Here is a 13,833-nt window from a genome sequence, read left to right on the forward strand (position 1 = left end):
CAAAATACCTTTAACCTTACTACTTGCTTTAAGATAAAACTTAAAATATTCAGCCCATTCACGACCAGAGGACCATAAACCCGATCGTACAAAGTGAAGCGATTAGCGCTGCAAAAAAGACAACAAAAAAAACCAAATGACCTCTAACAAATAAATCAATAAATGAATCATTATATTCCATCTGCATTGTCGAAGAATCCGATCTATTTACAGCACTCAAGGTAGGTCGTGCCGCTAATTTCCGTTCACTACTCGTCACACGTTTTATTTCTATTGCTGGAGGAATATCAACCCATAATAAATCTGAAAATGGAACCTCCGTAATTAACATATACCCTTCTTTAGGAACCGTCTTAATTTCACATGTCACTCCGTCAAACAATGACAAATGTTTACGCAAATTTGACACGGCTTTAGTCAATGAGGTTTCACTGACTAATACTTTCCCCCACACTTGTTCATGAATTTCTTCTTTAAGAACAACTGTATTACTTTGTTCACATAGCAATTTTAAAATAGCACCATCTCGGCTACCGAGACTAACAATTTGTTCATCTGCTAGAATTTCACATTTCAGGGCATCAAAAATAACTTCTTTTCCCAACGTATAATTTCTTTCCATAGGTCTACCCTCTTCTATTTTTTCGAAATTAAAGTCCTTAAATCCACCAAAAACCGATAAATTGCACCCCCGTGAACCTGTGAATTACGTGTTATTTTGCAAAAAAAAATTAATGCATTAATAATAACAGGATAAGGAACACGGAATAAAAAGAAAGGTAGTGAACGGCACCAACTTTCTTTTTAAAAATTAACTTTCTATTGCATTTACTTGCTCAATGGACACACAGTATTGGTCATCGACCTTGACCAGAGTCCCCACTGCGATCAATTCATTACCACTTTTCAACATCACTTGCGATTGAACGAAATCTGAAAATGATTTTATCTGTCCCTTTTGTAATTGATGGAGTTCGCTTAACGTCATCGTGCAATGGCCGATCACAACGTCAATGGCAATTTTCATTATTTTTACCCCTTCGCCATAGCAACAATAGCTCTGCGTATATCACGAATTTCTTCTTGCGCAGAAGAGATGTCCGTCATAATATTTTTAAACAGTTGTTGCTCGGTATCTAGATCAACTTGAATCGTGTCACAGAATGCAGTCATGGTCGCATTCATTGCTTGTAGATCGTTATAACTCACTCGATAAGTTTTTGAGTCTGCTAAATTCTTGCCAGTAATCGCAGCAATGCCTCTTGAATCATTCAAATCGTTTGCGATAATTGCCTGTATTTGGTCTAGATAACTAGAAGAAGCAGCATCTCCTAACGGTGTTTTATCATTATTTGTCGGGTTAACATTCGGTAAGTTATCTTGCATTATCAAACCCCATAAGCGGTTGATTTCTGCGATAGCATTTGCTTTCTTTTCAATTTCTTTAGCCGCTTGATCCGCTCTCAATGTTTGATCACTCGTGTATTTCGACAAAATATCATCAATTAACGATAATGGATCTTTAGTACCGGATGAAAATAAGCTTCGAATCTGATTGCTCTGATGGCCAGTTGTGGCTCGTTTGACCACTTCGCTATCTAACAGTCGTCTTGTGGCACTATCTAAGGATGCTCTATCGTCAGTATCCAAAAAAGTAGACATAACGGGGCTGATGGTTGTCATACAATACTCCTACTAAGGTTGAATTAAATATATTCGGGTCTTTAAACCCTCTTTGAACACTATTTTATTGGGACTAATACTTTCTATTACTCCCAGCAATGGAACCTCGCTACCTTCCCAATAACGGTCAAGTGCATCATAAAGGTAACGACCTGCGGTTGTTGAATAAAAGACGGAATAAGGAAAAGCTTGATCGTCAATAATTTCCTCTTCACCTTCACGAGATTTCACACGGCTTATTACCTGATTCAATCCCGCTTCTTTTAAAAGCCGAGTCGCACTGGTTCGGTTGGACACAAACCAATCATCGCCTTGTTTCTTGAACTCAAGACCATATTGTCCAAATAACGCCATAACCTGATGATCTATTTCATTAGTTTCAACGCGTATTTGATCTCGTCCTTCACGTTGAACTAATTTCCCAACCAAAGGTTGACCTGAGTATGCTGATACTAATTCAAGAGTCAGTTGAGAGGCCTGTAGATAATTATCTGAACTCACAATATTGATATTCTCAAGCCAGCTATTGGGTAAACCTACTAGCGATTGTTCTTCAAAAACATAAAATTTTCCGTCTTTGAGGTAACCCGATCCCAACTGTTGCAAATAACCAACGATTGACGCTTGCTGTTGCATTTGAAATAACAAGAATACAAGCGCCGTCATTATAATATTGAGCAACAGGCTAGACACAATTAAAGGACGATACTCTCTGAAACGATAACGCTTTAAACAAGGCTTACGCGCTCCTTCCTTATATAGAAAAAAACTCAATCCCTTAAAACGATATACCCGATTGGCGATCAACCGCTTCACTTTATGACTTTTATTGAACCCTTTAATTATTGGAACCGACCCCTTGAGCTCAATCAACAATGTCATATCCGCTGGCAAACTTTCAGGGGCAATTAACGCGTCAGGGTGCTGGCTCTCTTTATTCCCTGTTATTTCAAGTGATGAATCAAGCGGCAGTGTTACTCCTTGTAAATGGCCCCCAACAAACTCAATCAGCCACATGTTGTTTTATCTCTATACTCAACCGTTCTGCAAACGTGACACTCTCACTCAAATAACGTACAAGCTCTTGCGGGTATTCGGTCATCGGCCGATGACGGATGAAATGAAAACCACCTTGGCGAAGCTGTGCCAAATAGCCATCAAGACTAAGATGAAATTCACCGTTCAGACGCAGTGCCAACTCAGGCTGTGTTGCCAATTCCGGCATTTCCACCAAAATCAGCAACTGATTAGCTAAACCTACGCGCTGGCCATCTTCAATTCGACACAAGCGCTTTCCATAGTGGCAAGCTAAAGCGTCACCGAGCTCTACTTTCATCGCCGTACCTTGAGTGAACTGAATAAACTCACTGACTAATAAAGAGAATTTTCTATTTTTCATTGTTTTTTAGCTTAACCTCAATCATAAAACGGCGTTGAGCAACTCGCTCTTGCGCTGTTGGAAGGGCGTTTTCAACACTTGCCCGAATATCAATAGGGATATTTCTCATCCCCTCTTCAATTAAAAACTCGCGCACCACTCTCGAGCGTTGATCGGACAATTGCCGATTCTTTGCATATGAGCCCGATGAATCAGCAACGCCATACACTAAAAGGCTCTCCACCGGGAGAGTTTGTAGTTCCCTGAGCATCGCAAGCAAAGTGTGACGGCCTTGCACAGTTAATTGGTATTGATTGACAACAAATAAGTTTTCAAATTTCAGTAACCAATGTGCACCATCAAGTTCTGTAACCACAATGCCATAAGAACGCTGCCACGCAGACACATCAAAAGCTCGGCTCTTTTCGGGCGCGATCAAATTACTAAATGCCAAATAATCGCCGTCACAGTTCTTTACTTCTATCAACCCATAAGTATTAAGGTTAGCGATGTAAAAACGGTTGGGGCTTTGAGGCTGGGCAATTTCAATGCACCCGCGCTGGTGGGGAGAGCCTTCACCATATTCGGGTGCACGACGTACCCAAAAACGCAGGTTATCGGCATCAGCGACATGAGAGTAAACTAGGTTATACACATCCGGTTCCCAGTCATAATCCAGCGCTAGGTTGTCATCACGTATTTGATTGCTACAAGCTGTGAGAGCAAGCAAGCCTGCCAAAATAAAACTCACCTTATGATTTTTTTGCATTCTGATGCCTTTTAAGTGCGGAAAGAATAATAGCGACGTCGCGGTAAAACTCCTTCGGAATAAAATCCTCACCATTTTTCATCTTGCGATAAAACGCACGAGCCAACGGTTTATTTTCAATAATCGGCACATTCATCTCTTGCAACCGCTTACGCTCCTCTTGAGCTAATGAATCAGTACAAATCTGCAATACAACAGGGGCACGATCTATATTTCGGTCATAACAGATTGGGACCAAAATGTGCGTAGGGTTTGCCAAAGCAAAGGTTGGACGACGCCCTTTCACCATTGGTGCATCCATGACCTCGCGCATTTTACGTTTCCGTTCAGACTTGATTTCTGGCGACCCCTCGGTTTCTTTCATTTCATTTTTCATTTCCGTAAAGGTCATTCGGTTTTTCTTATGAAAGTGATAACGCTCCACTAAAAAATCGACGCAGCCTACACACACACCGTAAACGACATAGAGCATTGAAACAAAAGCAATATAAAACATTAGCTTATAGAGGAAATCACTACTGTTATTGGTCTCTTTAAGCATGTTTAATTCACCGCCAGTAATATCGAAAACATACTTGAGCAGAAAGAGCAGAAACAATAGCTCTAGCACCTTTCGTAAGGCGCGCGAAAGCGCTTCTATACCAAAAATGTTTTTGAAACCGGTCACTGGATGGATCTTTTCAATTTTGAATCCAAGCGACTCGGTACTGATCACCGTGCTATTAATCAGTACCCAGTTAATCACGGCCATGACCAGCTTTATCATGAATATGCTGCCGATACATAAACTCAGAACCGACACCACCAGATGAAAACCCACTTGAGTGTCAGCGTAGAGGATCACTTCAAACCATTCATCGTTATGCTCAAACATAAGAAAAAGCATCCCACTGAATATCAGAGCGAAAGCGACCAGTTCCAACGTTGGTTCTGCGAGTTCTGTTTTGGGAAACTGTCCTTTTTTTTTCAAATCACGCAGTTTCTTTTCCGTGGGCGGATATTTTTTGGGTTCTGTCGATTCCATGTGGGATTCTCTTAAGCCGCAACTTGCAAAGCTTCAGATGAAGCAACACAAGCAGAATCGGCAATGTCACCATGACTGCAGACGGGCATGGTTGAAACAATTTGTTGGAAGAAAGCCTTCACTGCCGTTATCTCATTATCGTTCACCACAAGGATCGGCTTATTACCATTTAATGTAGTTAAGCGAAGAACTTCAGCACGAAGCTCTTGTTGCACTTCAAGCAATCGGTCTACATCTTCCATTTCACCCATCACAAATGATTCGATCAATTCCGTGAGTGGTTGCTCTAAAAGTGCAACGTGGATCTGATTTTCTTTATTGAGTAAACGCGAAGTGATTTCATATTTAGCTTGACTGCGAATACGAGTCAGCCAGTTTTTGGGCTCGTTCTCCATTCGTGACCAATAGATCAAGGCCTCAAAAAAACTGATACGATCAAGATAAAACTCTGGGGCTCGGATCATCTCTTTCAATACATCATGGACGCGATTTAACCCAATGGCCGCGTCAACTTCACTCTTCATGACTTCACTTTCATTAGACAGATCAGCAATGATGTTGCTGGTGTACTGTAAGTTGTATTTTTCAACTAAACGCTTACGCAAAAAATAGTCTGCTATCTGCGCGATATTCACCAGCACATCATGGTTACGCACAAAGACATCGTCATTCATGATCTCCACCAAATCGTCCGCATCAGATTGTGTAAAACCAAACATACGAATGTCGGAAACAAACACTTCAATATCAAACTGTTGTGCTTCATCAACGATGATAGCCGGAATCCCTACGTGTTGACCCCAAATCGAGCTCTCGATCAACTCCAGCCGACGTTGGATGACCATTTGCGACTGGCTATCACGCAAAACGAATTTGAGAGATTCGAATACACCACTGCCTTTCGGATCGAAAGTAATCGATGCCGCAGGCGCATCATGCTTACCACGCAAAACAAAGGAGAGAATTGCACACAATAACGCCAAAGGAAGACAGACATGCAATAAATCCAAATTGAATACGCCGAGTAATAAGATCACGACACCGATGATCAACAAGCTTTTCCAAAATGAACGAATTTGCGTCATCAATTGGCCGATAAAAGGACGAGATTCCTCTTCAGAACCTTTGATCCTCGTTAAATAAACCCCACACGCTAAAGACAATAGTAAACTTGGAATTTGAGACACCAGACCATCACCAATGGTGAGTACAGAGAAGCGGCTGACACTTTCCGATAATGAGAGATCAAATTGGTTGATACCAACGTAAATCCCACCAAAAAGGTTGACTAAACTGATCAAAATTCCAGCTATCGAGTCACCTTTTACAAATTTCATCGCCCCATCTAAAGAACCAAACAGCTTATTTTCCGTACTTAAATCGGCACGCAGTTTTTGTGCCTGTTCGCCACTAATCAAGCCACTTTTTAGGTCGCCATCGATGGTCATTTGTCGACCAGGTAATGCATCCAGTGAAAAGCGCGCACCGACTTCGGCAACTCGCTCCCCCCCTTTCGTGACGACTAAAAATTGAACAATGGTGATAATGACGAAAATCAACAACCCTGAAATAAGGTTGCCACCCATAACAAATTCACCAACAGTTTCAATAACATGGCCAACGTCTTCGTTAGCAATAATGTTTCGAGTTGTCGCAATTGAAAGCAATAAACGGAAAGTCGTTAATAGCAACACGACCGTGGGTAAAAAAGTCACTCTTAAAGGCTGATCGTTTTCTAACATGATGACCAACAGCAATATAGAGCTAATAAAGCTGAGTAAAATAAGGGAATCAATCACTACGCCTGGCAAGGTGACCAAAATGATGGTGGGCAGCAACAGCGTAATGATCACACTACTCGGGTTGAACAGTATTGGATAACGTTTAAGAAGCGGGATCATATCAGCCCCAAACCAGTGTGTAGCTCGTTAACCAACTCAGCAGTATTAATGCTAATGATGCTATCTTGGTTTTCAATGGTCAGTGTAACACCATGATTATCACGAACCTGCTCAACCTTCAGTGACTTCATTTCATCCTCAACTTCACCATGTAGCACTTCAATTAGATGGCAAATTAAGTTATCGCTTTGACTTAGTTTTGTTAGACGTGATTGGATGGCCGAAATAATTGAATGCTTTATTTCATCTTTCAACAGAGCCAAACTTTCTTCCTGTTCTGCCAACAAATGTTCCAAACGTTCTTCTGCCGTCTCTAACCAATGCTTTTGTTGGACAAACCAACCATCAATGACCGATTGAGAAGCTTCATTGATGTGAGAATTTAAAGACTGTTCCTTGTCTTGGATCATTTGTACAACTTGCTGCTCCACAATCGCTTGGTATTCGGACACTCGTTCTTCCATTGCCATCAGCAAAGCACGCGCTTCGTGGTAAATACGCAACTCTGCTTTTTTAATAACATTAGAATCTCGATTACGTTTCAAGCTGATTTGCGGAATGCGTTTTTCTGCAGGTTCAATTTCAATATACAATGTGCACCTCACTTCATTATTGAGCGTAATGTAATTAGACTCTCGCTTAACCACAAAAGAAAAAAAAAGACCAAATCTGAACAAGCCTGATTTGGTCTAAAAATAAGAATGAGATTTCTTGATATCTTTAATTTGATGCCCGAATTAAATTCCGCTCACTGACTGACTGGCCTGCCACAACCAACCCTCCACTATGGAAAACGCTTTGTCGTGTAGCTTCATTATTATTTTTTATATTTTTTTTTAACTGTTGAAAATGCGCCATTTTCAATTCATCAAGTGGTTTCAAATTGTTACGAATTCCCTGAGTATAGTTTTGGCCTAGGCCACTGACTGCACCACCCGTGAGCAAAACTTTATCATTACCTGAAGATTGTTTTGGTTTAACCCAGCGAGATTGGCCGTTTTCGGTGATCTCTTTAGTCCACTGGTTTGAAGAAGTCTCCACTGTTAACTCCTTAGTTGCTAGCGGCTTGGAATATTGTCGCTCTAGCTTCATCACCTTCTCGGAGCTCTCTCGCATAACCTCCAACTTTTCTGTTATGTTTTGCGGCGTAATCGGCAAAGTATCAATTGGTTGAGGATTACGTTTCTTTAACTCCATATCAAGCCTCTCGAACGCACTTCCTGAAGAAGTTGGCACACCATCAGCTCTATCGAATCCCTGCTGTTGAACTGTTTTAGCATTTACTGAGTCAATGGATTTTAACTCCCAACTTCCTTGTTGCTGTAGCTGCCAGCTATGAGTGCCATTTTTACCTATCGATGGTTTTTCTTCATTAGCCACTAGGCGCGCACTATTCTGTGAATGGGTTATTTGCGCATCCAACATTTGATCAAAACCATCCGCTCGATGGTGTTGAGGCGTTTTAGGGTGTTGAACTTCCTTAGTATCAGTTTGATCGTTCTCTTTACCTGTAGTGACAACCGTCGACGATGGCCTATTTTCCGTTATGTCTTGCGGCGTAATCGGCAAAGTGTCAAATGGTTGAGGATTACGTTTCTTTAACTCCATATCAAGCCTCTCGAACGCACTTCCTGAAGAAGTTGGCGCACCATCAGCTCTATCGAATCCCTGCTGTTGAACTGTTTTAGCATTTACTGAGTCAATGGATTTTAACTCCCAACTTCCTTGTTGCTGTAGCTGCCAGCTATGAGTGCCATCTTTACCTATCGATGGTTTTTCTTCATTAGCCACTAGGCGCGCACTATTCTGTGAATGGGCTATTTGCGCATCCAGCATTTGATCAAAACCATCCGCTCGATGGTGTTGAGACGTTTTAGGGTGTTGAACTTCCTTAGCATCAGTTTGATCGTTCTCTTTACCTGTAGTGACAACCGTCGACGATGGCCTATTTAAAAGATGAGAATGCCTAGTCAATATATCACTTGTCATCGATTCAGGAGCGTGTACAAAGGCATTTACACCATCATCAAACCTAACATGCAATGCGGTATCACCATCAAAACTATCAAAAAATTCCTCAACACCAGCCGCGACTGACGCTGGTTTATCCGCAGTTGCCTGCTGACGATTTAGCGTGCTCACCCCGACTACTTTTTTTACTCCCGAAGTTGAAAAACCTTGTGAACTATTGTTGGTTTGAGAAGCGGTAGATGACGTTTTCTGCTCGGTGGTCGATTTATGATTTTTATCATCTTCACGGAAAAAATAAACATTACCTTCCGTAGTGGTTGGAGAAGTAATGGTAGTTGGAGCAAAAATATTAGTCGGAGCAAAAATAAAGTTATTACTACCAATGGTTGCATTCGGTTGACCAACATGTTCCCTTCCCTGTTCGGTGTCTGACTCATCGGGCCTACGTCCTTCTTCAGATGGTACCGAGTTAGGATTTGGCCTGTGCCTAGGGGGGGTATTTTCAGGCTGTGGTTCTGGCTCTGTTTTTGGATGCTTAGCTTTATCCCCGGTAAAATATTCTGAGCCACCATACATGGCTCCACACATAGCATTAATGTAAGCGGCGGCAAAAACTAGCCCTATCGGGCCTGCCAGAATACCCAAGGTAATACCACCAACCGCACAAGCGCTTATATGAGCTTTCGCTTTGGGTTGATTAGCGTATCGATTCGATTTTTTGTGAGTCTTCTTTTTATTCGCTTGTGCTTCTGAGTCAGTGGTAGAACTTGTCGATCCTTCTGCTGGAGGATCTTCTGCATCGATTACTGAGGCGGTAGGTAAAGCACTATCTGGAGTCTGTGGAGGCTGATTTGACGCTAAGTGTGGCTCTTGACTCCCAAGCGCAGACGGCTCTGGGCTCGCCGAAGAAACGGGAGAATCTGTTGCAGAGTGCAGAGATTGGGCTGGTGATACTGAACTGATATGACTAATTGGATGCGGCATACTAAAACCTCATTGTCTCTAATAATTGAATAGTGATGCGGCGAAGGTCATCGTCTCTTATGCTGTGATCTTCACAAGCTAAGGTCAGATAACCATCCACCCGGATCAAAAAACCATTTGATGCTGGCTCAAAACACAGTAAGCCATTAATAACCTGCTGCGTATTCTGTACATGAACCAACTGAAAAAAAGGCACGATAGGAAGAAGTAAGTAGTTTGTATACTGTTCAAATACAACCTCTTCATTCTGTTCTATGTGCAGTAAAAACTGCTCTATTTCGTTGAGTGTCACTGGCATTTATTTCGAAAACACCCAGACTAAATCTTCATCAGACAACTCAAGGATCTCCTGAGTATCAAGATAGGTCTCAAAGGGTGACCAATTCACCGTCAAACGCAGATCCTCCGACAGCTGGATAGGTTGTAATTCAAGCCCATCATCATCAATATCCAACGATGCAATATCCAAATAAAGCGTGGCCTGCAAATCATCGCAGGTTAGGACGCATTCAAATAATGGAGCAATCCCCGACTCATGCGGATAAGACTGGTAACCTTGATAATGCACACCTTTCGACGCTACGGTTTGCGTCATTAAGTAGGCGAGATAATCGTTGTCTAAATACTTCACTTCAACGCCAATCAAGCGTTCCGCTTCTGAGGCACGAACATAACCTTTCGCTTCGATTCCGATGTGCATAACACGAATCTCCAGCAAATCTTCGGCAAAATCAGGCGCAAAATGGGGGGCAATAAAATCAAGCGTTATCGATTGATTATCAAATTGATGCCCTGCAACGTTGTTGATTTGTCTGCAAAGTTCTGATGTCAATTGATAACGGGCTTCTACCGTTACTGTTGTCTGTTGTTTCATACTCGTCACCGATTTCGTGAAAGGAGCGCAAGTACATCGCGGCTCATTAAATAATCTTTTTCGTCGATCCAATCCCGGATACCTTGTGGTATTTCGCACACCATCTCATACAACAACTGATAACTCTCTTTTGAGGTCATCGTTTTAAAATCCGGGCTCTGAACAAGACGCAGAATAAAAGTAATGTTGTGGAACTGACTTTCTAGAATTCCTTCGACAATAATGGCCTTAACGGTTCCTTCTGAATAATTTCTTAGTCGTTCAAACCAAGAAACCACAGCTTTCTTATCGAGATAGATCTCGGCATCCGATAAGCGATTCCAACTCAAACGTTGAGATTTACTTTTCAAAATCTCGTAGGGATCCAGTGACTTATTTTCTAATTGACAATGGGTCATGCGAGTTTGCTTATTTTTCATCATCATGTTCTTTTTTACGCGCTAATTTCGGACCGCTACGTTCTCGTGTATCGTATTTCCTGCACAATGCCAGCAACGAAAGTAGGCCTTCAAGATAATGTTCATAAGCCACTAACTGTTGCAACGTTCCACTGTCTGCTTCCATCTCCTCAGCCATAACTCCCAAAGAATTGAGGTATTGTTTTATCTTGTTACGAAGAGCTGCAGGATAAAGGTGTTCTGAATGTTGAGCGGCTTGCAAAATAAAGTGCTGCGCATCATTGAGTGATTTGATATCAGTGATGGTATCGGCAAAACCTTGCCAATCTCTTAATGCTTTTAATTGATAACTGTTCAACATCCTAGCAAACTGGCGTTGATGTTGAGGCGTCATCAACTTACGCCGAATGCGAAACAACCGTGGATGTTTCTTCGTTCGTTTTTCCGCTTGCTTTACATCTCTTACTCGCTTGGGCTGATTATCTTCACGAGTTTGCTTTGTCGGAGAAACATCTGAGACCCGTTCAGTCTTCGCTAAAATAGAAATTGACACACTACGCATAGATAAAATAGAGCGAGCCGAAGCTCGCTCCTACTCCGGTTATCGGTTGTGTACCAAGCTTGCTTTGGCTACTGAATCCAAGATCTCATTCAGTTTCACCGCTTCTTGGGTTAAATCTTGAATATACTGGTCAAGTTGTGCGTCAAATTTCTCTTTCAACTCTTTGCTCGCTTGAGTTTCCTCTTGCTTGCGAACTTGATCGGCATGTTGCATTTCATTGACATTACCTACCATACTGCTGGCCATTTCACTCATTTGTGAAACAGAACGGTATTTGGCAGTACGGCCTTCTTGCAGATTAGCGGTAAACTTATTCACCGAGCGTGAATCCAATGAACTCACTGAGGTATTTTTACCTTTCGTTAAATCCGTAACATGCTTATCTTTCAATGTTTTGCTCTGACCCATGCGTACTGTTGCCGCCGTAGACATGGCCATCGTCGCAACGGAAGCGGCAAGTGTAATACCGAATTTCCGCTGTGCGTCGCTGCATTTATCGCCCGAAAGCTTAACCGCTAAATCACTCGTCGCCACCGCTTCAGTAATGCGATTTTGCATCATTTGGGCACGTAAACGTTGAGATGATTCAATGATTTGAGCAAGCAAAGCCAGAAGGTCACTCATTGAAACTGAGCCTGTTTCAACTTTGTCCAGTTTCTCACTGTAACTATTCCACTGCTTTTCATTAACCACTACTGCGTTTCGAGCGTGTGATTTTTCAGCAAATGTAATATCCGAAGGTTGGGTATTAAATACAATAGAACTCATTTAGTTATCTCCAGATTACATATGGGTCGAAATCATTTTATCGTTAAATTCACGGAAATCGCTGTTGGTTTTAGACAGTGATTCAAAGGCGTGAGTGACGGCACGCATCGCTTGAGAAAGCATCATTAAGATCTGTTGGATTTGAGTCTCCAATGCTTCCTGTTTTGCTTGTGCAATCTCCATATCTTTTCTGATATCGGCAGATTTGATGCCATAACCCATACTCACGACAGACGTAACATTTGAGCTCACCTCAACAGCCTGATTCACACGAGTCGTACGCAGAGCGACTTTCTCGCTGTTCGTCATCCAATCTTTGAGTGCATCTGCGACATCATCCAGCATTTGCTTGGCTTTAGTCACCAATTGACTTGGGCGCATCGCTTTGAGTGAATTGAGCAAATCAGACATTTTATCGACCATTTGCGACATTTTATTCATCAAGTTTGAAGGACTTAAACTCTTCAGACTGGCGAGTAAGTCATCAATAGACGCCGATACTTTATCGACAGCTTTGCTTAAGCTGGTTAGCTGTTCTTTCAGTGCTGAACCTGCTGACTTAATACTATCAACCGCACTGTCTAACGCTTTAAGCAAGGTGGCTTTCATCTGTTTAATCGCATTTAATGCATGCTCAACAACCTGAGCAACCTTATCAGCCGCTTTAGATAGCGCCTCTTTAGTCGCCGTCAGTGCGGTTGTTTTAAAAGCTTTAAGCGCATCAATCGCTGTATCTAACAACTTAGTCGCTTTCGAAGCGCTACTAGCCGCAGACTTACCGAGCATTGCCGCTAATTTAGCTGGGTTTAAATTCACCAACATACTGCGTAGAGCCACAACAGTGCGCTCAACCATCGTCGCCGCTTTTATCGCCGTATCCGCAGCCATTTTGGCCACATTCTTAACCAATTGCGCTGGGTTAAAGCTGACCAACATACCAACGATGCCAATGCCGATTTCAAGCCCCATTTTGACTTTATCTCGAACATTCTGCGGAACACCTGCCGATTTCATGATTTCATCGGCAATTTTAGGAATGACAATCGACGCAACCATAGTAACGATCATAATGGCCGCCATCACAGGGTTAAACGGTGCAATCAAAATCGCAGCAATGAAACCCAAAGCCATCGTGAATTTGCTCCAAAAACTCTGTTTCGCTTGCGCTTTTTTCTGGTCTTCAATCTGCTTTTCACGATCTTTAAGCTGCTTAATTTGCGACTCTTTTTGCACATCAATCAGTGATTTTTTCGCCGCAGAGTTCTCTTTACCAGTCCCTGAGGTCGCATTGGCCACTTCTTTCATTGCATCTTCAATCAAACGCCATAACGCGTTAAGTGAAACTGCACTACCAGGAAGTGGTTGATTTGGCGTCATATCACTTACTGCTGCACGTTGCGCAGGTTGACGTTGAACATCTTGGCTTTCATCTTCTACTGCGCTGACATAGACCGGCGCTGAGATGGTATTCATGAATGTACTCATGAGTTTTCCCTTCATGTTATTAGCCGGGATTTTGCG

At 42.2% G+C, this 13,833-nt stretch carries 16 protein-coding genes; all 16 read right to left on the reverse strand.

Features of this window, described 5'->3' with window-relative positions; all coding sequences use genetic code 11:
• Positions 1-58: 58 nt before the first annotated feature.
• The 16 genes from AACV12_RS10695 to AACV12_RS10770 all read right to left on the reverse strand — a co-directional run bounded on the left by AACV12_RS10695 (position 59) and on the right by AACV12_RS10770 (position 13,797).
• Entirely contained in the window at positions 59-622 is a 564-nt protein-coding gene (locus AACV12_RS10695; protein WP_019280814.1) for a winged helix-turn-helix domain-containing protein, read from the reverse strand.
• Positions 623-811: 189 nt separating this feature from the next.
• Entirely contained in the window at positions 812-1,027 is a 216-nt protein-coding gene (locus AACV12_RS10700) for a FliM/FliN family flagellar motor C-terminal domain-containing protein (RefSeq protein ID WP_019280815.1), read from the reverse strand.
• A gap of 5 nt (positions 1,028-1,032) precedes the next feature.
• The gene (locus AACV12_RS10705; RefSeq protein WP_019280816.1) at positions 1,033-1,683 is read right to left on the reverse strand and encodes a hypothetical protein; all 651 of its coding nucleotides are present in this window, start codon (positions 1,681-1,683) and stop codon (positions 1,033-1,035) included.
• Between the two features lie 12 nt (positions 1,684-1,695).
• On the reverse strand, positions 1,696-2,700 hold the full coding sequence (locus AACV12_RS10710) for a hypothetical protein (protein ID WP_094163745.1): 1,005 nt from the start codon (positions 2,698-2,700) through the stop codon (positions 1,696-1,698).
• Positions 2,687-3,082, reverse strand: coding sequence for a hypothetical protein (locus tag AACV12_RS10715; protein ID WP_019280818.1), 396 nt, complete (start codon positions 3,080-3,082; stop codon positions 2,687-2,689). The genes AACV12_RS10710 and AACV12_RS10715 overlap by 14 nt, the downstream gene beginning before the upstream one ends.
• On the reverse strand, positions 3,072-3,830 hold the full coding sequence (locus AACV12_RS10720) for an OmpA family protein (protein WP_170900320.1): 759 nt from the start codon (positions 3,828-3,830) through the stop codon (positions 3,072-3,074). Before AACV12_RS10720 ends, AACV12_RS10715 begins: the two co-directional genes overlap by 11 nt.
• Positions 3,814-4,854, reverse strand: a complete 1,041-nt coding sequence (locus AACV12_RS10725) for an EscU/YscU/HrcU family type III secretion system export apparatus switch protein (RefSeq protein WP_017047171.1) — start codon at positions 4,852-4,854, stop codon at positions 3,814-3,816. Before AACV12_RS10725 ends, AACV12_RS10720 begins: the two co-directional genes overlap by 17 nt.
• Before the next feature lie 11 nt (positions 4,855-4,865).
• Positions 4,866-6,755: an FHIPEP family type III secretion protein gene (locus tag AACV12_RS10730; RefSeq protein WP_094129950.1), complete on the reverse strand. Its 1,890-nt coding sequence runs from the start codon at positions 6,753-6,755 to the stop codon at positions 4,866-4,868.
• Positions 6,752-7,348, reverse strand: coding sequence for a hypothetical protein (locus tag AACV12_RS10735; protein WP_170900321.1), 597 nt, complete (start codon positions 7,346-7,348; stop codon positions 6,752-6,754). Before AACV12_RS10735 ends, AACV12_RS10730 begins: the two co-directional genes overlap by 4 nt.
• Positions 7,349-7,475: 127 nt before the next feature.
• Positions 7,476-9,710: a hypothetical protein gene (locus AACV12_RS10740; protein WP_249371339.1), complete on the reverse strand. Its 2,235-nt coding sequence runs from the start codon at positions 9,708-9,710 to the stop codon at positions 7,476-7,478.
• A 1-nt stretch (position 9,711) separates the two neighbouring features.
• Complete coding sequence (locus tag AACV12_RS10745; protein WP_017044449.1) at positions 9,712-10,008, reverse strand: hypothetical protein; 297 nt, start codon at positions 10,006-10,008, stop codon at positions 9,712-9,714.
• On the reverse strand, positions 10,009-10,584 hold the full coding sequence (locus tag AACV12_RS10750) for a hypothetical protein (RefSeq protein WP_094129941.1): 576 nt from the start codon (positions 10,582-10,584) through the stop codon (positions 10,009-10,011). It abuts the gene before it with no gap.
• A gap of 5 nt (positions 10,585-10,589) precedes the next feature.
• The gene (locus tag AACV12_RS10755; RefSeq protein ID WP_017044447.1) at positions 10,590-11,003 is read right to left on the reverse strand and encodes a hypothetical protein; all 414 of its coding nucleotides are present in this window, start codon (positions 11,001-11,003) and stop codon (positions 10,590-10,592) included.
• Entirely contained in the window at positions 10,993-11,544 is a 552-nt protein-coding gene (locus AACV12_RS10760) for a hypothetical protein (protein WP_019281260.1), read from the reverse strand. The genes AACV12_RS10755 and AACV12_RS10760 overlap by 11 nt, the downstream gene beginning before the upstream one ends.
• A 39-nt stretch (positions 11,545-11,583) precedes the next feature.
• Positions 11,584-12,312: a hypothetical protein gene (locus AACV12_RS10765; protein ID WP_019281259.1), complete on the reverse strand. Its 729-nt coding sequence runs from the start codon at positions 12,310-12,312 to the stop codon at positions 11,584-11,586.
• Between the two features lie 15 nt (positions 12,313-12,327).
• Positions 12,328-13,797 (reverse strand): hypothetical protein, encoded by a 1,470-nt coding sequence (locus AACV12_RS10770; protein ID WP_269146491.1) that lies wholly within the window; start codon positions 13,795-13,797, stop codon positions 12,328-12,330.
• Between the last annotated feature and the right edge of the window lie 36 nt (positions 13,798-13,833).

The sequence above is a fragment of the Vibrio sp. 2-2(8) genome (genome assembly GCF_963888495.1).
Lineage (GTDB): Bacteria > Pseudomonadota > Gammaproteobacteria > Enterobacterales > Vibrionaceae > Vibrio > Vibrio anguillarum.